This is a genomic window from Streptomyces sp. NPDC018833 (assembly GCF_044390825.1).
GTDB lineage: Bacteria > Actinomycetota > Actinomycetes > Streptomycetales > Streptomycetaceae > Streptomyces.
Genome location: NZ_JBIRZM010000001.1, coordinates 760852 through 781785 on the forward strand (window position 1 = coordinate 760852; position 20934 = coordinate 781785).

Sequence of the window (20934 nt, forward strand, 5' to 3'; positions counted from 1 at the left end):
ACGGCCCGTATGGACGTTTGGGGACGTCTGAGCTATCGTCAAAACGTCCCCAGCGTCCCCGAGGTGAGGGCGGTACGAGATGGCGAACGAGCGTCTGCGCGCGACGATTTCGGCAAAGGGTGAGACCGTTCAGTCGGTCGCGCAGCACGTCGGAGTGGACCCCAAGAGCGTTGAGCGTTGGATCACGACGGACCGCACGCCCCACCGAGGTCACCGGTGGAAGGCGTCCAGCTTCCTCGGCGTGGACGAGGTCTACCTCTGGCCTGCGGTGACGAAGCAGGCGGAGACGGCCAGCACTTCAGAACTGGTGACGTACTACCCGCATCGCGGAGCAGTGCCGGCCACCCTCTGGTCATCGCTGATCGAGCAGGCGTCCAGCCATGTCGAGATCCTCGTGTACGCGGGCCTGTTCCTCTTCGACAGCCACCCTGACCTGCCGGACCAGCTCGCCGACAAGGCCAAGGCAGGGGCCCAGGTCCGGGTACTCCTTGGTGACCCCGAGTCGGACATGGTCCGCCAGCGTGGCGAGGAAGAGGGCATCGGCAGCGACCTTGCCGCCCGAGCACGGATCACCCGCCGCTACCTCGAACCAGCAACCAGGACACCGGGCGTCGAGGTCCGGCTCCACGACACGATCCTCTACAACTCCATCTACCGGTTCGACGACGACGTCCTGGTGAACCCACACGTTCTCGGCGCACCGGCCGGACAGAACCCGGTCCTGCACTTCCGGTACATCCCCGGGGCCCGGACGTTCCGCCACTACATGAAGAGCTTCGACTACGCGTGGGAGCAGGGCACCCCGTCGTAACCGCAGTCCGCGACGAGCATGCGACGCTGGTGTCATGGCCCGCATCGACTACTTCAACGATCCGAACGCTCCGAAGGCGAACAGCATCGTCCCGTCCGTCACCGCCGTTGCCCTCAATGAGGCTGGCGAAGTGCTACTGATCCACAAGACCGACAACAATCTGTGGGCCCTGCCCGGCGGCGGCGTCGACGTCGGCGAGTCTGCCGCAGACGCCGCGGTACGCGAGACGAAGGAAGAGACCGGGTTCGAGGTCGAGGTGACCGGTCTGGTCGGCTTGTACACCAACCCGGCGCACGTCATGGCGTACGACGACGGCGAGGTACGGCAACAGTTCTCCATCTGCTTCACAGCGAAGATCACGGGCGGAGAATTGCGCACCAGCAGCGAGAGCAAGGAAGTCGCCTTCGTCCGGCCGGACCGGCTCAATGAGCTGAACATCCATCCGTCGATGCGGATGCGGATCGATCATGGCCTCTCCGGCGAAACGACGCCCTACATCGGCTGATCACCGAGCCGCGCGAGAGTCCGCTCGACAGCGGCCCCGAGGTACGGCCGGGCTTTGCTGATCGCGTTGTGCACTTCGCTGCCGGGCTCGTAGCGGACCAGGATCTCGTCGATGCGCCTATCGAAGTCGAAGCGCTGCCCGGCGGGGCCGGTGGTCATGTCGGCGAAGATCAGCGCGTCCAGGACCGGGGAGTCTTCCCGCTTGTACACGGCCAGCTCAGCCGAGAGCCCGCGTTGCTCTGCTTCGTACACCGCGCCGGAGTGATGGGCGACGAGCCGCACTAGACGATCAGGCGCACCGAGCGAGGCCAGATGCCGGGCACCGTCGAGCGGGTGGAACCCTGTGTCACGCAGCTCGGGTGCATACCCGATGTCATGGAGCCAGGCCGCAGCGACGAGGAGGTCCCGTTCGTTCTCGGGCAGAGCCTCCGAGGCTTCGACAGCCCGAGCTGCGACAGCCTGAGTGTGCAGCCAACGGTTCCCGAGCGGTGGCAACAACGACTCGGCCAGCTCGGCCGCTCCCTGGGGCGTATCCAGCGCAGAAGGCATGACCAGCACCGTAACGCAGCAGACGGACAGGCCGACAGATCGACCGCAGGCCATGGGATCAGCGCGGTAGGAGTTTCTCTACTCGATCAAGGCGCATCCGCCGCGCACAGCGCGGCGGCGCGCGGCCCGGCGACTCGGGCCGCGCTCCTGTCTTCGCCCCGCTCTGGCCCGGCCGCCGGCCGCACGCCAACGGCGAAGGGTTGATGGGGGGTGAACCCCGATGCGGCTGGGGCGGTCAGCTCCGCGGCTTTAGGCAGCCACCATGGGGCGAGCCTCGAAGATCATGGCCCCAACGTCGTGCTTTACCGGGCAGGTCCACAGACTGCCCGACTCGCCGGAAGCTTACGGGGCCATGACCTCTCGCCCCATGGCAGCTCCCGCCCAAAGCCGCTACACCGACCTCGTTTTGTCCGACGCGTCGCAGCCTCTTGCGCCCCGAAAGTCAAAGCGCCACGCCGACGACGCGATTCACGATACTCCCTGCACGGAAGCGCGATCCGGAATGACATCATCCATTCAAGCCTACAGAGGTGTAAGAACCCGAAGCAAAATGACCTCACCGCTACCTTCTAGCCAACTTGACCGAATAGCAGAGAGAGAGTGACCGAATAACAGGAGGTCAGCCCCAAAATAGCAGCTCAAGACGGCGGCCAGGCCGTCGACCATCCATCGGAATCAGCCAAGGTGTAACGATACCTCCCTTTTCTCGCGCGTAGCGTAGAGGCCACTTGGCGGAAAATCCATTGCGGATCACGCGATCACCATGAAATGAATGACACATCCGCCTCGGACCCACAAAAGCTCTTAGGCGGAATTGCGGGAACGCGAATCCAGAAAACAAACGGGAGGGCTTAACTATGGGGAAGCTGAAGAGGAATTTCGTTATGGCCGGACTCGGGATTGTGGCCACCATGGGTCTCGCTGCACCTCAGGCTGTTGCTGGCGAGGCAGGCGCTCAAGCATTGTCTTGCACGAAGAATGTGGGCGGCACTGGCGGCTCGGTCACGTGCACAGGCAGCGGCGAATGGCGCACAGTCTCGATCTGCGACTTCGAGCGCGACCGTACCAGCGTGTGGTACTCGCAGAGCGGCGGCACCGTGCGGAAGAACGTGCTTGAGTGCCGTTGGGACTTGGCTGACATCAGGATCGAGAAGCGCTAACGGCACACATGACCGTGCCCGATCCGTGCCCGACAGCTCGGTAAACCACGGTCAACAGCGGGTGCCAGGGAGAGCCCGAGGCTTCTCCCTGGCGCCCGTTGCCGCTGGTCAGACCGCCAACTACACCCAGAAGCGCGGTGATTCCCAAGCTCAGGGCGCTCATCCCGTTTGCAAGCACGTGGCCTCGTCCACGGTCGGGCGTCACCCCGTTCCGGCACGTTCCTTCGCTGATGCTTGCCGGGGCGTCGGGCGGTCCAGGTGGACTACCACGGTGGTGTAGAAGCGGTGCACGGCGTCGTCGACGCTGCGGATAAAGCCGGATTCGGCGTTCCCACGACTGCTTCCCATGCTTTTGAACAAGGACAGGCGGAAGCCGGTGATCTGGGTGTCGTTGCTCTTCGGGAGCATGTCCGCCGGCTCCGGACGGAGCCGTTCCAGCGTGCCCCGCGGCCCCCCGGTCTCTCCTTCGATCAGAGTCTCGATGTGGAGGTCTGCCGGTGCCTCGGCCAGGCGGCGGATGAGGCGCTTGGCCCAGGTCAACGGGTAACCCTGCTCGGGTGCGGGGATCTCGATGGAGTTGCGGAGCTTGCCGGTGCGCAGGTCGGCGCTGATCGCCAGAATTCCGGGTGCGCCCTCGATCCGGAGCTCTGCCTGAAGCCTGCCGTCGACGCAAAGCTGATCGGCCAGTAGGCTGCGGCGAGATTTCGGATCAGCTCCACGCTTGGCGCGCTGAACGGGCAGTACCTTCTGTCCGAGTTCGCCACCGAGGCTGAGGCACATCTGACGGATGAGCCGTTCCCAGCTCTCGACCACGTCCAGGGCACGCGGATCGCCCTGACACAGGGTCTCGTCATCGATTCCGTTGCGTACGGGGACCCAGGCCGCCCCCATGTTCTGGAAGCCGTGGCAGCCGGAGTTCTCATGCCTCAGGTAGTACAGCAGTTCCTGGAGCAGCCAGGCATGTGCCTTGTCTCCCACGCCCTCGTGCCGGATCAGCATCTGTGCCTGGTGGGTGACTTCGGCCCAGGACAGGTGCCAGAGAGCCACCTTGTGCTTGCGCCGTCCGTCGATCTTGACGTCGACGAGCGGGCTGCCTTCCAGCGCGACGTCGTTCGATAATGTGATCACGGCCTCGTAGCCACGGCGTGCGGCGATGTCCGCGTATGCCTGCACCTGCTCAGGCTTAAGGGCGTTGCCGTTGGTCTTGGTCTCCACCAGCGCGGTCCACAGTTTGCCGGCCCGCTCGACACGGACCACCCCGTCGGGACGTCGCGGTGTATCACCGTGCGGCAGGGAGACCTCGGTGAACGTTTCCATACGGCCCGACGGTGCTCCGAACGCCGCCGTGAGTCTCCGGCCGAACTCCGGCACCTGCGCCATCACCGACAGCAGTACCGACGTAGCGCGCATTTCCCGGTCCCGGTCGCTCTTGAGTACCGACACCGGAAAGAGTCTGGCCTGCTTCCAGGACTCATTGTCCGCCAGCGACTTCCTGGCCACCCTGGGCACAGTGACCTTCTTCTTCGCAGTGCGAGGCCGTGCCGCCTTCTTTGGCCCCGCCTCGTCGCCAGGCGGGCGGGGAGCCGGAACCAAGCCTGGCGTCACCTGCTGTTCCTGCTCAACGGCCGGAGCCCGAACAGCCGTATCAGCCTGCTCGCTGCTCTCTGTACTGCTCAGCGCTTCCTCTGCGCCCGCGTCATCATCGATGTCGACACCGAAGTCCGCCGCCAGACCGGCCAGGCCGGTGTCGTAGCCCTGTCCCACAGCACGGAACTTCCACTCTTCCCCACGCCGGTACAACTCGCCGAAGATGATCGCGCTCACCGTGCCGGCGTCATCGATGGCGAACCCGAGAAGGCTCTCCCCGCCCCCATCGGCCAGTGTCATCTTCAGGTCTTCCAGCTCCCCAAAGCCAGCGCCCTCGTAGCGGCTCGCCGCCACGACGATCCGGTCGATGCCGGACGGGACCACGGTCAGGTCGAAGCTGATCCGGTCCTCGTCGCCGCTCTCCGTCGGCGTCTTCCCCAGCAGTTGCACACTCCCGTCAGCGGCAACCGGGTTGTTGTAGAAGTAGAAGTCACTGTCACTGCGCACCTTGCCGTTGGCATCCAGCAGCAGGACGGACACGTCCGCATCGCCCTCACCGGTCGGGCTGACCCAACGCAAACCCACAATCACCGAACCGGCGTTCTCGCTCAGCGCCGCCAGCGCCACGTTCGAACCCTTGACCATCTCATGCATGAAGCCCCCCAAATCTCGCAACTCGGGCACGTGGCTGCCCCACCCAAGCCACCCACTCCACGCCGCCGTCATGTGACGTACGGCACAACGAAAGACTGTAGTGCCCGATAACGAGACCGTGGGGGCGTCCGGAAATAACAAGCAGCGAGAACCCCGGGGCAACAGGGCAGCTCCACAAGCTCCGTTAGCTCCGATCGAGGGAACACACCTCGGACGCGGATCAAGGAGCACCGCTCAGGAACCTGCCGACGCAGCCCCGCCGTCTCACTTTCCGTCTCATTCACCTGCGTTCAGGACCGTTCAGACGAGACCCGAAACCGTCCCAGTGCCGACGGCCAGCCGCCCATGAACCCAGGTGAACGCCCCCTAACGACGTCCGCCACCCCATCAGCACAGTTGGAAAGAGTGCGCCCCGAGCAACTGGCTTGACCCGGCGTGCTCCGGTTCGTGCAGCAGTGCGCCTTCCGCCACGGCTTACACCCGGCGACCCTGGACCTGTCCGCACGACAGCCGAGACCAGGGGTGGGGATCGTGGCTCGAACGCAGTCCAGGTGTGGAGCGCTGACGCAGCAAGGCACCAGGTGCCGACGACTGGCCATGGAGAACGCATCAAGGTGCGATCTTCACCGCGGCGACTGGTCTACGTACACCATCAAGAAGCGCACGGAAGCAGCGAAGAAGGCGAAGACGCGTAAGCGTCGAAAGTGACGCAGGCGCCGGTGTGGTGACATCCACGGCTGACATCAACGTCGATGAACGGCAGCAGTCCAGGGCAGCCAGACGTGACCATGCCGTCCTGGGGTGAAGCACCTCCAGGCGACCCAAGATCGAACTTACAAAGCAGATGTCGGCGGTTCGAAACCGTCCGCGCCCACCCAGTAGGTAGCACGACAAAGGCCCAGGTCACCGGTACTGAACCGGGAGCCTGGGCCTTGTTCGTTCCTCAGTCGCGGAGGCGAGGGAGAGGCGTCGTGATCAGCGCGGCACGCACCGACGAGTGCCCCATCCGCTGCATCAGCTCACGCGTGGTGGCACCGCCGGTCGCGGCGAGGGTGTTCCCGGTGTGGCGCAGATCGTGGAAGTGCACGTCTCCGAGGCCGGTCGTCTCCAGGGCCCGCAGCCACAGGCGGCGGAAGTTGTTCCGACGAAGCTGCCCACCCCGTGCCCCGGTGAACACCAGCCCGGTACGGCCCGGCTCGGCGTACGCGTCGAGATGAGCGGCCAGGTCCGCCGTCAGCGAGGCAGGGAAGGCCACGGTGCGCACACCGGCCGCGCTCTTGGGCGTCTTCAGCAGGATGCCGTCCGTGCGGGTCTCCGCCAGCGCACGCCGCACGGCGACGGTTCGCCGTTCGAGGTCGACGTCATGGCGCTGGAGTGCGGCTATCTCCGTGGGAGACGTCGCAGGTTTGCAGTGGCTCCTTTGGCTCGCAGAAGCTGCAGACGCAGATGTGGCGCAGTTCCTGGAGCGGCCCGCGCGGCTACCACGACTGGCGCGGCACACGCTCGACCACGAACATCTTCATCGACTACGGCTGGTCGTCGGACTGCAACGACGGCGGCGGCACCTACACCTACTACCCTGTGATGAAGGGCTATGCCAGCGGTATCGGCTGGGGCTCGACGACCCGCTCCGACAATGAACTGCGCAAGGGATGCGGGACCAGGGAGCCGTAGGAGGCCGTATGGTCGACAACCCCCCAGAGCGGTATCCACGCGAAGGGACCCCGCTCGGGCGCAGCGCGGACAGCATCTGGTTCGGCCACAGCTACTCCACCGAGACACCGCGCGCCCGGAAGCTGTGGTGGCGGATCAGGGACATTCTGCGCTGGCCCGTGAAGAACAGCAGCAGCCGAAGCTGACGACCTTGTCATCGCGCCGGTCGTGGAGCGGACACGCTCCACGACCAGCTGTGGGCCCTTCCCGAGACATTCGGGAACGGCCCACATTCGTGCCGACCCACTGACAGTCGCCGCCCGACAGGCATCAACTATGCGTGATGTGTCAAGTTCGTTCTAATGGGTTATGCAGGCACGGAGGCGTCGTGGCGAAGAAGCAGTTCCCCTGTCTTCTGGGGCACGGGGAGATCGCGTTCCTCTTCGGAGTTGAGCGTCAGACCTCCCAGCTGTGGAAGACGCGTGGCGTGCTGGGGGAACCGGATGTCGTGGTCTCCGGCAAGAAGTACATGGACGTCTACCAGTGGCGGGTCCGCAGGAGCTTCGTGACGGAGGACGCGATGATCTCCGGCTCACCGCTGTGGCTGCTGGACACCGTGCTCGAGGACGCCGAGCAGCGCGGGCGGGTCACTGTGCAGGAAGGCATCGACCGGATCCGGGCCGGGAGCGCGAGCAGATCAAGCCCCGCGGCCGCAAGCCCTCGGCCGAGCCCAAGCCGGAACCCCTACCACTGCCGGAGGCGCGGACGTTCCGGCCGACAGAGCATTCCGCGGAGGACGTCGCCGCGTTCGCAGCCGATCTGCTGAAGAACGGGTTCTCGCTGACCGTACGTCCCAAGCGATAACCCCGATGGTCAGGGCCCCGGTTCGATCGGCTCGGCGGAGGTGAATCGGTGCAGCCGGAAGCACGTGGACTCGTCAGGCTCCACGTCGGCGGTGGCAGTCTCGTAGACGCCGGGCGGCAGGTCGACGGCGACCACGGTCATGTGCTGCCCGGCGTCATCGCCGGAGAACGCCGAGTCGAACATCAAGAGGGAGCCGACGACACGTCTCAGCGTGGTCTGTGGGCAGCGATCATCATCGTCGGCGCCCTGGCGATCGGCTTCGCCGTAACCGGTCTCTTCTGGAGCACCGGCACACAGGTCTCCGGGGCTCTCGGCCCAGGGGCGCCGTGTCCCTGGGCGCAACCACACTTGGCATCACCGTTCGGAAGTTCCCTACCGACTGAGACTGACCGGCGAGTGCCACAAGAGGGCACCGGAACAACGGGGTACCGAGTGACCTCGGTGCTCAACGTCGGTGGCGGACACGTGGCCTATTCATGGACGGCGTCGCATTATCGGACGACTGACAAACCCCTGACCAGCGGAGACGTGCTTGGTGCACGCGGCCTCCGGAGTTGTGTGCTCACTATGGGTTATGGATCCCGAGGTCCTGACGCATGGCGGTTCTCATACTAGTCCACTGTTCCCAGAGGCGTAACAAGTCAGCGCGTATGTCATCGAACGACCCATCGGGTTCAGGGTCCCCGAGTTCCAATCGCTTGATCCGCTGGAACGTTCGCGACAGCCCAGAGAAGATAATCTCCATTTCATCAAGCACCCCTGGAGATCCCAGCATTTGAGCTTCTGCAACGGCAGCGGCATAAGCCCGACGAGCCGCCTCAAATTCTCCGCGATCCTCTTCCCTCAGCCGCCCCTCATGAACAGCGTGCAGATAGTTCATCTGAACTATCCGATACCAGCGTGCAGTTGCATTTACGGTCACATAGCATGCCCGTTTCTCTGCTGCGAGGGCACGGCGCTCGTCATCGTCTCTCGCCTGCCTTGCGTGTTGCAGCTGCTGGGCAGCAAGTTCGCGTTGCATGCGAGCAGTTAGCCGACCGCTGACGATCGGCGAAAGCAAAGTTCCAATGATGCCAACCACGGCCACGACCAACGGAACCAACGGACTGACTACAGTCTCCACATGCCCTCACTTAGCCCGGGATGCGGCCAAATGCCGCTAGCCTCGATCTTGCATGAGGGTCCGTCAACAAGCTGACGGACCCTCATGCAAGATCGAGGTTAAGGTGCCCCCAAGGATGATTCACACAGTTCGCGGCCTGAACTTGGGTGGTGTCGGCAGCGTCCGCGGCGGCGTAAGCTGGCGCCATCAGGACGACAGCGGCTGAAACCGCAACTGTTGCCAGGAGTTTCTTCAAGAGCGTTCCCCTTTGGACTGATCAAGCGGTCGGCGCAACCTTAAGTAGTCCCGATCTTGCCCCGTGACGCAGTCGGCCCAGGTCGGCTTGATCATTCCGCTTCGATCGGGGTCATCCCATGGCTCGAAAAAACCGCTGGGCAACGGCCAGTACGGGCACAACATGGCGGCGTGGGCACCGAAGTTCGATCGAACCGCGTCGAACGAGTCGATCACTCTGGCCGAAAATGATCAACTGTGTCCCTGTAGCTCTGTGTTGAAGTTCAGGAACGAGGAATGGATCCGCGGCTGCATCCACGGCTTCCACGAGTTCGATCGCCAGATCCGTACCGTGCAGAACCGAGATGCCTCACGCATCGCTACAGAGCTCCAGAGCCGAGCCAGCGGCTTCGCGGCCTTCATCACGGCGGCCCACCCCAGGAGAAGCCCGGAGATCGCAGCCGCAGGATCGCGGCGGTGTCCTCATCGCCCCGGACTCGTTCGCTGCACTGGTTAAGCAAATTCGTCAGGGCCGGTACGGATCGTGAATCGAGGCGTACCAGGTGAGCCGAACTGCAAGTGATCAGGCGTTCGGCTGGCGGGCTCCGGTCTCCGGGCGAGGACAGTACGCCTGCGCCCTTTTGAGTCTGCGGCTCGGAAAGCCCGAGGTGCCCGAAGTATTCGGTCGTTGGCGGAAGGTCGTGCTTCCTGGTGCGCAGGGGCGTCTCCGAGCGCAGATCTTCTGCGATCTGTACGGCGGCCTTCTCGTCGGCGACGAAGGAGAGAACCGTTGGGCGACCAAGCCCGTACGCCGTCGCTATGACGTCGGCTGAGGCGAGGGCCGGGCGCCCGTGACCGGGATGTTGAAGACGTGCGCCGGGGTCACGATGCGGGTGATCGCCTGGCCGAACAGGGTGCTGGGCTCCGTCTGGTCGTGGAGGACGTCCGTGTTGAGGAGCACGACCAGCGTGGCCTGCGACTCGGGAAGATACATGGTGAGGGACTCGTAGCCGGGCAGCGAGCCGTTGTGTCCGATCCAGCCCTGGATGTTGAAGATGCCCAGTCCGTAGCCGGCGCCCGGAATCGTCGTCGGCTCCATCTTGAGCCGCTGGGCCTGCGTCTCGGGAGACAGCAGGGTGCCGGTGGCGACAGTACGGGCCCAACTGTGCAGGTCCCGCAGGTCGGAGATCATCGCGCCGGCCGCCCAGGCCCAGGACGGATTCCAGTCCGTGGTGTCCTCGATTTTTCCGGAGGCGGTCTGGTTGGAGTATCCGTGGGCATGTGGGCTCGGGAACTCGGCGCCGGTCGGGAAGATGGTGTGGCGCAGCCCCGCCGGCTTCACGACCCTCTGGTCGATGAACTGGTGCAGCGGCACACCGCCAGCCTTCTCCACGACCAGGCCCAGCAGGATCAGGTTGGTGTTGGAGTACTCGAATTCCTCACCGGGCTGGAACTGCACCGGGTGTTTGAAGGCGTAGTCCAGCAACTGCTGGGGAGTCATGGGCTTCTGCGGGTCGGAGACCAGTGCTTTGACGAAGTCCTCGTCCATGGAGTAGTTGAACAGCCCGCTGCGCATGCCCGCCAGGTTGCGCAGGGTGATCTTGTCTCCGTTGGGGACTCCCTCGATGTACTTCTCGATCGGATCGTCCAGACCCACCTTGCCCTCGTCGACCAGTTCGAGCAGCGCGGTCACGGTGAAGGTCTTGGTCTCGCTGCCGATCCGCATGTACAGGTTCGGCTCCATGGGGGCGCCGGTGGCCTTGTCGGCGACGCCGAAGGTCCGGATGTAGCTCCCCTTGCCGGGCGCCGAGAGACTGACCATGACGCCGGGCACGTCCGCCTCGCGCATGACCTGCCGGACGGCGGTGTCCAGACGTTCGGCGACGGCCGGGCTGAGCTCGGGGAAGTCGTTGTCGCTCTGGGTCGACGCGGAGATGGCCGGCCCCGTGGCCGGTGTGACGCCGTACGCGCTTCCCGTCGATACCGGTACGGCCAGCATTGCGGCCACAGCCAGTCCCACACGTGCCCTGCGCCAACGAATCTGCGAGTACCTCACGGTCAGACCTCCTGCCAGACGAGGACGTCCGGGGACGTCCGGACAGGGTCACTCTCCCTTTACGCTAGGGCCGCTGGGGTGCCCCCGCATGGCGGCGCCGGGTTGCAGATCTCGCGAAACCGTGCAGCCGGTCCGGTCCGTGCGGCTACGGCGTGCACGCCATGGACGGCCGGGAGGTCTACGGTCGCGGTTCGCGCCGTCAGCTCGCTCAGGCCGACCCTGAAGTGGGGTTTTGGCTGCGCCGGACAAGCCATTTCCAGCGGAGTGGATGGCGGAGCACGCCCGAATGTGCCGGCTGGCGCGAGGGGTTGTGCCAGATCCGTGCCGATCGACCGGTGAACCGCGGTCACTCGGGGGCAGGAGTACGGCCGCATTGGCAGCGCGGGTTGTCGAACAGGTACCGCTGCCCCGGGGCGGCGGCTCGTCGAGGTCCCGGACCCGCTCGAACCACTTCCCGTGCGCGGCCTGTTCCCGGCGGACCCGGCACCACGGGTCGTCCAGGTCCTGTTCGACGCGGCCGTCGCGCAGGAACTGGACGTAGATGTCGGTCTGCTCGCCGGATGCGTAGCGGCGTCCTGTCTCCAGCCGCCAGGCGCTGTGCTCGGAGTGGGGAACATGCCGGTGAATTCGTCGAACGGGATGGGCACGGGGCATGTGCAGCCGACCTCGATTGCGGCCCGTTCGTACGTCGGCGCCACGCCGATCGACAGCTAACCTGCAAGCCGCACAGCAGGAGAAGGAAGACTCAGATGACGGACACGCGTCGACGCGTTGCAGTGTTCTCACTCGGTGGCACGATTGCGATGACCTCGCAGGATGAGGGTGGTGCGACCCCGACGCTCTCAGCCGCTGAACTCGTGGCAGCTGTACCAGGCCTCGCCGAGACCGGTGTCGCGATCGAGGTTCACGACTTCCGACGAGTGCCCGGTGCATCGCTGGCCTACCGCGACCTCCTCGATCTCGTCGCGGAAATCGAAGCGCTCGATGTGGACGGCGTGGTGATCACGCAGGGCACGGACACCATCGAAGAGACCTCGTATCTGATCGATCTCGTGTACTCGGCCGAGACGCCGATCGTGGTCACCGGAGCGATGCGCAACGCGAGCACGGCGGGCGCCGACGGGCCGGCCAACGTGCTTGCTGCCGTCCGTGTCGCTGCCGGCAACGAGACCCGGGGGATCGGGGCGGTGGTCGTGTTCGGCGAAGAGATTCACGCCGCCCGTTGGGTGCGCAAGGCCCATGCCACCAGCCCTGCGGCGTTCACGTCCTATCCGGGACCGATTGGCTACATCGCCGAGGACCGAGTACGGATCTGGAGCCGGCCGACCGAAGAGCCGAAGATCGCGCGCCGGCATCTCGGCAACGACGCCCGGACCGCGGTGGCGCAGATCGGACTTGGCGACGACGGGGTCGTGCTGCGTGCCATCGGAGGGCAGGTCGACGGCTTGGTTGTCGCCGCGTTCGGCGCCGGGCACGTGCCCATGGGGTGCGTCGATGCGCTGACTGACCTTGCCGAAGAGATGCCGGTGATCCTGGCGACGCGTACCGGGGCCGGACCCGTCCTGACCCACACTTACGGATTCCCCGGATCGGAAGCCGATCTGCTGTCCCGTGGGCTCCTCGCAGCACACACTCTCGGGCCGATCAAGGCCCGTGTCCTTCTCCAGCTCCTGTTGATGCACGGTGCCGATCGCGACGGGGTCGCAGAGCATCTGAGCCGCATCCACTGACCGAGGCCCACATCCGTCCCGCCCAGAGCCGGTCACCTACCTGCGCTGTTCAGCTGCGGCTCGCCGCCGTGAGCCCGGAGCAGTCGCACAGCCATCTCGCGGCGCGCGTGAACGCCAGGTGATACAGGGTTAGTCCGTCCCTTGACGCGCGTAGCGGGTCAGCACCGTACGCGAGCAGGACAGCAGTGCATGCGGCGCTCAGCGGTTTGCCCGTTTGGACGGCGGCGGCCGTCTCACCGTCAATGGCCCGGAGGCTCAACGCTGGTCGTCGAATCAGTGCGTACGAACGAGACCAACGGCTTCGCCCTGTTTGAATCCTGCCGGGGCACAGCACTGAGGGGGCAGTCAAGAAGGGCGAAAGCGCGTGCGTACGCCAGCAGCGCCCTTCGGCACCATGACTTCGGCCGGAGGGCGCTGCTCTTCGTTCGGCTGACGATGCCGCAGGAGTCGTCCGTCAGCCTTACCGCGGGCTCAGCCGTTGATCATGTCGTCGCCGCCGCACTTCCCCTTGTCGCACGTAGTGCCCGCCTGGAGGACGTCGAACGCCACGATCAGGTGGAACAGGCGTTCCCGCGCCTCGGGCACGTCCGGCGTGGTGCCGTTGAGGACGGCGAACACGGAGTCCAGCAGGTCCCTCAGCAGGTCGAGTTGCGCCACGCACGCGCACTTGTTGTCCTCCAGTGCCGACAGCCTCCGGTCCGCCTGCGCCAGAGCGGTGCGCGCGGTGTCGATGTCCGGAGTCGTGCCGCCGAGCGAATCCTCCGCCAGCTGCAGCCGGCCGCCCAGCTGCGTGAAAATCGGCTCGCAGTTCTTCTTCTCGTCGCCCTTTTTGTCCTTGTCGCCCTTGTCCTTGTCCGTGACGACCGCGGCGGACTGGGTGGGCTTCGTGTCGGCCGAGACTGTGGGGGCCATGAACACGGTGGCGGCGGCGACCGCCGCCGTGACGGCCATGATGGAGCCGCGGATCTTGACAGATATCATCTCGTGCTTCTCCTCAATGCACTCTGATGCGAGATGAGACGAGCCGCTCCGGATGGGGCGCTCGAGTTCCAAAGACCCCACTCTGACTCTTCGTGCAACCGCGACTACCATCCGTATCGCTCCCCGTTGGGGCCTCGTCCTGAGAGAGCCGCAGGTCAACAGCCCAGAAGAGCCCTTCGTGCCTCATGGCCCTCTGGTCGTGCAGATCAGTGACGCACCGACCGCTGGGGAGCGACGGCCGAGCGCTCGGACGTACGTCGCGGTGCGGTCCGGCCGGCTGCCTACCCGGGCGTCTCGCACGGAGCAGGAGGTTGCGGCTGATGATCGCGGACGTGAGGCTGATCGGAGCGCACTGGATCCCCGCTGGCGCGGCCGAACCGCGCAGGTCGACGTTCGGAATCCTGATGGTGGTGGCCTTGTGCCCTTGGCCCGACGCTGTCTTGAGGTCAAGGGATTCCTCGACGCCACCACCGCGCAAACCGCCTATCGGCTGGCCTGGGCCTGCCTGGCAGCCGAAAGTGATTCGCTCACGCGATCGTGAGTGGTGCCGGCATACCGCGCAGGCGTGCCTTGGCCGACCTCGCCTCTGGCTGTCGGCGAGCCTGGTCGGTGACGACGGCGAGCACGATCCGGAACCCTCGGTAGTGCCGACAGCGGAGAGCACTGAGCTTGGGAGCTGCGGCATTACGTGACCCCGTCAACGTAAGGGATCCGTGCTCAGGCGGCCGACGCCGACGTCGCGGCGACGCAGAACTCGTTGCCCCTCCGGGTCGGCCATCACGATGTGGTGCCCGTCGAAGACCTCCAGGACACTGCCACCCGCCGCCACCAGCCGCTCGGACTCCGCCCTGATCCGCGCCCACCGCTCGTCCGGCGTGCCGTGCTCCGGCACGCGGATGTCCATGTGCAGCCGGTTCTTCGCCGTCGTGGGCTCGGGGACCTTGAGGATGGACAGCCGCGGGCCGACGCCGTCCGGGTCGCAGAGCCAGGCGCCGTCGTCCTCACCGTCGTCCTCCGGCACGTCGAACTGGGCGAGCCACTCCGGGGGCACCTCCCGGGCCGCAGGGCCCAGGGGGAGGGTCGTGAACGGGGGCGGCGGGGGCTCGTCGATGTAGCCCAGCGCCGTCTTCCAGAACTCGGCGAGGAGTTGCGCGTCCGCGCAGTCGAGGGTCAGGTCGATTCTGGCTGTCACGGCAGGACCGTACCGGCGGGCACTGACCGCCCCTACCGGACCGGTCCTACTCGTCCGCCTCGTCCTCCAGGTCGCCCTCCGTCTCGAGGAACACCTGCCGCAGACCCTCCAGCACCGCCGGGTCCGGCTTCTCCCACATGCCGCGGGACTCCGCCTCCAGGAGGCGTTCCGCGATGCCGTGGAGGGCCCATGGGTTGGCCTCCTGGAGGAAGGCGCGGTTCACCGGGTCCAGGACGTACGTCTCCGTGAGCTTGTCGTACATCCAGTCCGCGACCACGCCCGTCGTCGCGTCGTAGCCGAAGAGGTAGTCGACCGTCGCCGCCAGTTCGAACGCGCCCTTGTAGCCGTGGCGGCGCATCGCCTCGATCCAGCGGGGGTTGACCACGCGGGCGCGGAAGACGCGGGACGTCTCCTCGACCAGGGTGCGGGTGCGGATCGTCTCCGGGCGGGTGGAGTCGCCGATGTACGCCTCGGGGGCCGTGCCGCGCAGGGCGCGGACCGTGGCCACCATGCCGCCGTGGTACTGGAAGTAGTCGTCGGAGTCCGCGATGTCGTGCTCGCGCGTGTCCGTGTTCTTCGCCGCGACCGCGATCCGCTTGTACGCCGTCTCCATCTCGTCCCGCGCCGGGCGGCCCTCCAGGCCGCGGCCGTAGGCGTAACCGCCCCACACCGTGTAGACCTCGGCCAGGTCCGCGTCCGTGCGCCAGTCGCGGGAGTCGATCAGCTGGAGGATGCCCGCGCCGTACGTGCCGGGGCGCGAGCCGAAGATACGGGTCGTGGCACGGCGTTCGTCGCCGTGCTCGGCCAGGTCGGCCTGGGCGTGGGCGCGGACGTGGTTCTCGGCGGCCGGCTCGTCCAGGGAGGCGGCCAGGCGGACCGCGTCGTCCAGCAGGCCGATCGTGTGCGGGAACGCGTCCCGGAAGAACCCCGAGATGCGCAGCGTGACGTCCACGCGCGGGCGGCCCAGCTCGGCGAGCGGGATCGGCTCCAGGCCCGTCACACGGCGCGACGCGTCGTCCCAGACCGGGCGGATGCCCAGCAGGGCGAGGGCTTCGGCGATGTCGTCGCCCGCCGTGCGCATCGCGCTCGTACCCCACAGGGACAGGCCGACGGACGTGGGCCATGCGCCGTTGTCCGCGCGGTAGCGCTCCAGGAGGGAGTCGGCGAGCGCCTGGCCGGTCTCCCATGCCAGGCGCGACGGGACGGCCTTGGGGTCGACCGAATAGAAGTTCCGGCCCGTCGGCAGCACGTTGACCAGGCCGCGCAGCGGCGAGCCGGACGGGCCCGCCGGGACGAAGCCGCCGTTCAGCGCGTGGACCGCGTGGGTGATCTCGTCCGTCGTGCGGGACAGGCGCGGGACCACTTCGAGGGCGGCGAAGCGCAGGATCGCCGCCACCTCCTCGCCGTGGGAGGCGGGGACCGCGGCCGGGTCCCAGTCCGCCGCCTCCATCGCCTCGACCAGCTCGCGGGCCGTGGCCTCCGCCTCGTCGGCCGTCGAACGGGTCGCCGCGGACTCGTCCAGGCCCAGCGCCTCCCGCAGGCCCGGCAGCGACGTCGTGCCGCCCCAGATCTGGCGGGCGCGCAGGATCGACAGCACCAGGTTGACCCGCTCGGGGCCGGTCGGCGCGCCGCCCAGCACATGCAGACCGTCGCGGATCTGCGCGTCCTTCACCTCGCACAGCCAGCCGTCGACATGCAGCAGGAAGTCGTCGAAGCCGTCGTCGTCCGGCCGGTCGTCCAGGCCCAGGTCGTGGTCCAGCTTCGCCGCCTGGATCAGCGTCCAGATCTGGGCGCGGATCGCGGGCAGCTTGGACGGGTCCATGGACGAGATCTGGGCGTACTCGTCCAGGAGTTGTTCCAGGCGCGCGATGTCGCCGTACGACTCCGCCCGCGCCATCGGCGGCACCAGGTGGTCGACGAGCGTGGCGTGCACGCGGCGCTTGGCCTGGGTGCCCTCGCCCGGGTCGTTGACCAGGAAGGGGTAGACCAGCGGCAGGTCACCGAGGGCGGCGTCCGGCGCGCAGGACGCCGACAGGCCGGCGTTCTTGCCCGGCAGCCACTCCAGGTTGCCGTGCTTGCCGAGGTGGATCATCGCGTCCGCGCCGAAACCGCCGTCGTCCGCCGAGGCGGAGATCCAGCGGTAGGCCGCCAAGTAGTGGTGCGAGGGCGGCAGATCGGGGTCGTGGTAGATCGCGATCGGGTTCTCGCCGAAGCCGCGCGGCGGCTGGATGAGCACGAGCAGATTGCCGCGGCGCAGGGCCGCCAGCACGATGTCGCCCTCGGGGTTGCGGGAGCGGTCCAGGAACATCTCGCCGGGCGCAGGCCCCCAGTGCTCCTCCACCGACTCGCGCAGTTCCGCCGGCAGCTGCGCGTACCAGCGCTTGTAGTCCGCCGCCGGGATACGCACCGGGTTGCGGGCGAGCTGTTCCTCGGTCAGCCAGTCCCGGTCGTGGCCGCCGGCCTCGATCAGCGCGTGGATCAGCTCGTCGCCGTCGCCGGACACCAGGCCGGGGATGTCGCCTTCGGGACCGAAGTCGTAGCCCTCCGCGCGAAGTCGGCGCAGCAGCGCGACGGCGGATGCGGGGGTGTCCAGGCCGACCGCGTTGCCGATACGGGAGTGCTTGGTCGGGTAGGCGGACAGGACCAGTGCGATCCGCTTGCGCGCGTTGGGGATGTGGCGCAGGCGGGCGTGGCGCACGGCGGTCCCGGCGACGCGGGCGGCGCGCTCGGGGTCGGCGACGTAGGCCGGGAGCCCGTCCTCGTCGATCTCCTTGAAGGAGAACGGGACGGTGATCAGCCGGCCGTCGAACTCCGGCACCGCGACCTGGCTCGCCGCGTCGAGCGGGGACAGGCCCTCGTCGTTCTCCTCCCACACCGAGCGCGGCCCGGTCAGGCACAGCGCCTGGAGGATGGGTACGTCCAGGGCCGCGAGCGCGCCCGCGTCCCACGACTCGTCGTCGCCGCCCGCCGACGCGTCGGGCGGGCGTGTGCCGCCCGCCGCGAGCACCGTGGTCACCAGGGCGTCCGCGCCGCGCAGTTGCTCCAGCAGGTCGGGCTCGGGGGCGCGCAGGGAGGCGACGTACAACGGAAGCGCCCGGCCGCCGGCGTCCTCGATCGCGCCGCACAGGGTGTCCACGAACGCGGTGTTGCCGCTCATGTGGTGCGCGCGGTAGTAGAGCACGGCGATCAGCGGGCCGTCGCTCTCCCGGCGGGGTGTGCGCGCCAGACGGCCCCAGCTGGGCGCCGCCGACGGGGGCTCGAAGCCGTGGCCCGTGAGCAGCACGGTGTCGGACAGGAAGCGGGCGAGCTGCTCCAGGTTGGCCGGGCCGCCGTGCGCGAGGTAGGCGTGGGCCTCGGCCGCGATGCCGATCGGGACCGTGGAGGTCTCCATCAGCTGGGCGTCGGGGGCCTGTTCGCCGGTCAGGACGACGACGGGGCGGTCCTGGGCGAGCAGCAGGTCGATGCCCTCCTGCCAGGCGCGCAACCCGCCGAGGAGGCGCACGACGACCAGGTCAGTGCCCTCCAGGAGGGCGGGGAGGTCGTCGATCGGGAGGCGTGAGGGGTTCGCGAAGCGGTACGCGACCGGTCCGGCTGCCGCCCGTGCGCTGAGCAGGTCGGTGTCGGACGTCGACAGGAGCAGGATGCGGGCCTGCGGGGAGTGCGCCCCCGATGTGTGCTGCATGCGGCGTCTGGCCTTCCTCGGGGTTTCCGCGCCCCGGGCGGTGTGAGGACGGCGGGAGTTCCTGGCTCACCCGGCAGCGTGCGTGTGCTGAGCTGCTGCCGGGCTCACAGTGGCGGGACCGCGCCGGAATCTCACCGGGCTTCCTCCCCTGGCGCCGTCTTCGGCGGTGACGGACCGTGCGGTCCGCCGATCAGCATAGTAAGGGCCGTCACGTCTCCGGCATCAGGTGGCCTGTGTGATGGTCGGTATGCTCGCCGCCATGCCTTCGGCCCCCTCGAACCGCCCGGACCGGGACGAAACTCCCGTACGGGACCGCGGTGATGCCTGCCCCGGCGCACTGCGACTGCACACCGCGGACGACGGTGCGCTGGCGCGCGTCCGTGTGCCCGCGGGTGTGCTGAGCGCGCGGCAGGCGTACGCGCTGGCCGACGCGGCCGAGCGGCTCGGCGACGGCGCGCTCGACATCACCTCCCGCGGCAACCTTCAGCTCAGGGGCCTCGACGGCGGCTGCGGCGGGGAGTTGGCGTCGCTGCTGGACACGGCCGGTCTGCTGCCCGCGCCTGCCCACGAGCGCGTCCGCAACGTCGTCGCCTCGCCGCTGTCCGGCCTGGACGGCCGCGGGCACCTGGACGTGCAGCCTCTCGTACGCGACCTGGACGCGCTGCTGTGCGGGAGCCGGCGGGCGACGGCGTTGTCGGGGCGGTTCCTGTTCGCCCTGGACGACGGGCGCGGGGACATGGCGGGGCTGGGCGCGGATGTGATGTTGCTCGCAGAGCCGGGCGGGGAGCGGGTACGGATCGCGCTCGGCGAGCAGGCGGTGTCGGTCCGCGCGGCGGAGGGCGCCCGTGCGCTGCTAGTCGCGGCGGAGGCGTTCCTGGACGCGGCGTCGGCCGGCGGCACGAAGGCGTGGCGGGTACGTGAACTGCCGCATGGTTACGAGGTGTCGGCCGCGGACCTGGCGGGGCGGTTGGCGGCGGCGGGGGTGTCGGCGAGGCCGACCGCGATGTCTGGGGACCCGGCCCACACGGTGGATCCGTCCGGTTCGGTGGGGCCGGCACATGCGGCGGACCCGGCCCTCTCGGCGGACTCGGCGGACCTGGCCCTCTCGGGGGACCTGGGCCGCGCGGCGGGCTCGGCGGCGGACCTGGCCCTCTCGGCGGACTCGGCGGACCCGGCTCACACGGCGGACCTGGCCCACCCGGCGGACCTGGGCCACGCGGCGGGCTCGGCGGCGGACCTGGCCCTCTCGGCGGACTCGGCGGACCCGGCGGACTCGGCGGACCCGGCCCTCTCGGCGGACCCGGCGGACTCGGCGGACCCGGCCCTCTCGGCGGACCCGGCCCTCTCGGCGGACCCGGGCCGCGCGGCGGGACCGGCTTACGCGACGGACCCGGGCCGCGCGGGGAACCTGGCCGTCCCGGCCGGGACGGCGGACTCGGCAGACGCCGCCACGGATTCGGCGGGGCCGGCGGCCGGTAACGGGTCGGCCGGTGGAGCCACGGCCGGGCCGGTGGCTCCCGGAGACGGCGGCAGTGACGGTGACGTTGACGGCGGCACATCCGCCCGGCCGGGTGCCGGGCGTGCCGGTAATACGAGTGGGGCCGCGGCCGGCGCCGCTCACGACGACCGCACGGCAGCGCCGCCCGTGCCCGGCCCCTTGCCGGGAGGCGACGGCGCCGGCGTGTACGTCGTCGTCGCGCTCGGGCGGGTGCGGGTCGGCCAGTGGCGGCTGCTCGCCCGGACAGCCGAGGCGTACGGCACCGGTGAGTTGCGCGTCACGCCGTGGCGCGGCGTCGTCCTGCCCGGTGTTCCCAGCGTCCTTCTGCCCGCCCTCGCCGCCGCCGGACTCGTCACCTCGCCCGACTCGCCCTGGCTCGGCGTCGGCGCCTGCACCGGGCGGCCCGGGTGCGCCAAGTCCCTCGCCGACGTACGGGCCGACGCCACCGCCCGCATCGCCGCCGGAGCGGGCGGGCTGCCCGTGTACTGGTCCGGCTGCGAACGCCGTTGCGGGCACCCCAGGGGCACCTGGGTGGACGTCGTGGCGACCGGCGAGGGGCACTACGCCCTGACCACCCCCGGCACCCCGCGGCACACCGTGCCCGTTCCCGACCTCGCCGACGCCCTCGCGGCGGCGCGTACGCCTGACCACCCCACCGACCGACCGACGAAGTGAGC

General features: G+C 68.1%; 18 protein-coding genes, 1 pseudogene and 1 riboswitch. Of the genes and pseudogenes, 9 read left to right on the forward strand and 10 right to left on the reverse strand.

Annotation, left to right across the window (positions count from 1 at the left end):
* Window positions 1-79: 79 nt before the first annotated feature.
* Both ACH5AF_RS03550 and ACH5AF_RS03555 read left to right on the forward strand, forming a co-directional pair.
* Entirely contained in the window at window positions 80-811 is a 732-nt protein-coding gene (locus tag ACH5AF_RS03550) for a helix-turn-helix domain-containing protein (protein WP_100106978.1), read from the forward strand.
* Window positions 812-845: 34 nt separating this feature from the next.
* Window positions 846-1316: an NUDIX hydrolase gene (locus ACH5AF_RS03555; RefSeq protein ID WP_398899681.1), complete on the forward strand. Its 471-nt coding sequence runs from the start codon at window positions 846-848 to the stop codon at window positions 1314-1316.
* Here ACH5AF_RS03555 and ACH5AF_RS03560 read toward each other — a convergent pair.
* A complete protein-coding gene (locus tag ACH5AF_RS03560) occupies window positions 1304-1864 on the reverse strand; it encodes an HD domain-containing protein (RefSeq protein WP_398899682.1) in 561 nt (186 codons plus the stop codon). The two genes, ACH5AF_RS03555 and ACH5AF_RS03560, sit on opposite strands and share 13 nt — an antisense overlap.
* Before the next feature lie 857 nt (window positions 1865-2721).
* Here ACH5AF_RS03560 and ACH5AF_RS03565 point away from each other — a divergent pair.
* Window positions 2722-3024, forward strand: a complete 303-nt coding sequence (locus ACH5AF_RS03565; RefSeq protein WP_398899683.1) for a hypothetical protein — start codon at window positions 2722-2724, stop codon at window positions 3022-3024.
* 201 nt (window positions 3025-3225) lie between these two features.
* On the opposite strand, the gene ACH5AF_RS03570 is transcribed toward ACH5AF_RS03565, so the two are convergent.
* On the reverse strand, window positions 3226-5265 hold the full coding sequence (locus ACH5AF_RS03570) for a TerD family protein (protein WP_398899684.1): 2040 nt from the start codon (window positions 5263-5265) through the stop codon (window positions 3226-3228).
* 531 nt (window positions 5266-5796) lie between these two features.
* Between ACH5AF_RS03570 and ACH5AF_RS03575 the strand changes: the two genes are divergently transcribed.
* Window positions 5797-5973 carry an HGGxSTG domain-containing protein gene (locus ACH5AF_RS03575; protein ID WP_398899685.1) on the forward strand — a complete coding sequence of 59 codons (177 nt, stop codon included), beginning with the start codon at window positions 5797-5799 and terminating at the stop codon, window positions 5971-5973.
* 235 nt (window positions 5974-6208) lie between these two features.
* Here ACH5AF_RS03575 and ACH5AF_RS03580 read toward each other — a convergent pair whose 3' ends face one another.
* Window positions 6209-6766 (reverse strand): tyrosine-type recombinase/integrase, encoded by a 558-nt coding sequence (locus ACH5AF_RS03580; RefSeq protein WP_398899686.1) that lies wholly within the window; start codon window positions 6764-6766, stop codon window positions 6209-6211.
* Here ACH5AF_RS03580 and ACH5AF_RS03585 point away from each other — a divergent pair.
* The 3 genes from ACH5AF_RS03585 to ACH5AF_RS03595 all read left to right on the forward strand — a co-directional run bounded on the left by ACH5AF_RS03585 (window position 6712) and on the right by ACH5AF_RS03595 (window position 7744).
* Entirely contained in the window at window positions 6712-6939 is a 228-nt protein-coding gene (locus ACH5AF_RS03585) for a hypothetical protein (RefSeq protein WP_398899799.1), read from the forward strand. The genes ACH5AF_RS03580 and ACH5AF_RS03585 overlap by 55 nt on opposite strands.
* 8 nt (window positions 6940-6947) lie before the next feature.
* On the forward strand, window positions 6948-7124 hold the full coding sequence (locus tag ACH5AF_RS03590) for a hypothetical protein (RefSeq protein WP_398899687.1): 177 nt from the start codon (window positions 6948-6950) through the stop codon (window positions 7122-7124).
* Window positions 7125-7306: 182 nt separating this feature from the next.
* A complete protein-coding gene (locus tag ACH5AF_RS03595; protein WP_398899688.1) occupies window positions 7307-7744 on the forward strand; it encodes a hypothetical protein in 438 nt (145 codons plus the stop codon).
* A gap of 47 nt (window positions 7745-7791) precedes the next feature.
* Here the strand turns inward: ACH5AF_RS03595 and ACH5AF_RS03600 are convergent, their stop codons facing one another.
* The 4 genes from ACH5AF_RS03600 to ACH5AF_RS03615 form a co-directional block, all read right to left on the reverse strand.
* Entirely contained in the window at window positions 7792-7965 is a 174-nt protein-coding gene (locus tag ACH5AF_RS03600; protein WP_398899689.1) for a hypothetical protein, read from the reverse strand.
* Between the two features lie 382 nt (window positions 7966-8347).
* A complete protein-coding gene (locus ACH5AF_RS03605; RefSeq protein WP_398899690.1) occupies window positions 8348-8905 on the reverse strand; it encodes a hypothetical protein in 558 nt (185 codons plus the stop codon).
* Window positions 8906-9935: 1030 nt separating this feature from the next.
* A complete protein-coding gene (locus ACH5AF_RS03610; RefSeq protein WP_398899791.1) occupies window positions 9936-11117 on the reverse strand; it encodes a serine hydrolase domain-containing protein in 1182 nt (393 codons plus the stop codon).
* A gap of 105 nt (window positions 11118-11222) precedes the next feature.
* Window positions 11223-11759: a DUF6879 family protein gene (locus ACH5AF_RS03615; protein ID WP_398899792.1), complete on the reverse strand. Its 537-nt coding sequence runs from the start codon at window positions 11757-11759 to the stop codon at window positions 11223-11225.
* Window positions 11760-11923: 164 nt separating this feature from the next.
* On the opposite strand from ACH5AF_RS03615, the gene ACH5AF_RS03620 reads away from it, so the two are divergent.
* Window positions 11924-12904 carry an asparaginase gene (locus ACH5AF_RS03620; protein WP_398899691.1) on the forward strand — a complete coding sequence of 327 codons (981 nt, stop codon included), beginning with the start codon at window positions 11924-11926 and terminating at the stop codon, window positions 12902-12904.
* Window positions 12905-13375: 471 nt separating this feature from the next.
* Here the strand turns inward: ACH5AF_RS03620 and ACH5AF_RS03625 are convergent, their stop codons facing one another.
* From ACH5AF_RS03625 to cobN, 3 genes and pseudogenes are all read right to left on the reverse strand, one after another.
* On the reverse strand, window positions 13376-13885 hold the full coding sequence (locus ACH5AF_RS03625; RefSeq protein WP_398899692.1) for a hypothetical protein: 510 nt from the start codon (window positions 13883-13885) through the stop codon (window positions 13376-13378).
* Between the two features lie 717 nt (window positions 13886-14602).
* Window positions 14603-15077 (reverse strand): annotated as a pseudogene (locus tag ACH5AF_RS03630) (VOC family protein).
* A gap of 46 nt (window positions 15078-15123) precedes the next feature.
* Window positions 15124-18759 carry a cobaltochelatase subunit CobN gene (cobN, locus tag ACH5AF_RS03635; RefSeq protein ID WP_398899693.1) on the reverse strand — a complete coding sequence of 1212 codons (3636 nt, stop codon included), beginning with the start codon at window positions 18757-18759 and terminating at the stop codon, window positions 15124-15126.
* A gap of 55 nt (window positions 18760-18814) precedes the next feature.
* A riboswitch (cobalamin riboswitch) is annotated at window positions 18815-18905 on the reverse strand.
* 113 nt (window positions 18906-19018) lie between these two features.
* Here cobN and ACH5AF_RS03640 point away from each other — a divergent pair.
* Complete coding sequence (locus ACH5AF_RS03640; RefSeq protein ID WP_398899694.1) at window positions 19019-20932, forward strand: precorrin-3B synthase; 1914 nt, start codon at window positions 19019-19021, stop codon at window positions 20930-20932.
* Window positions 20933-20934: the final 2 nt, after the last annotated feature.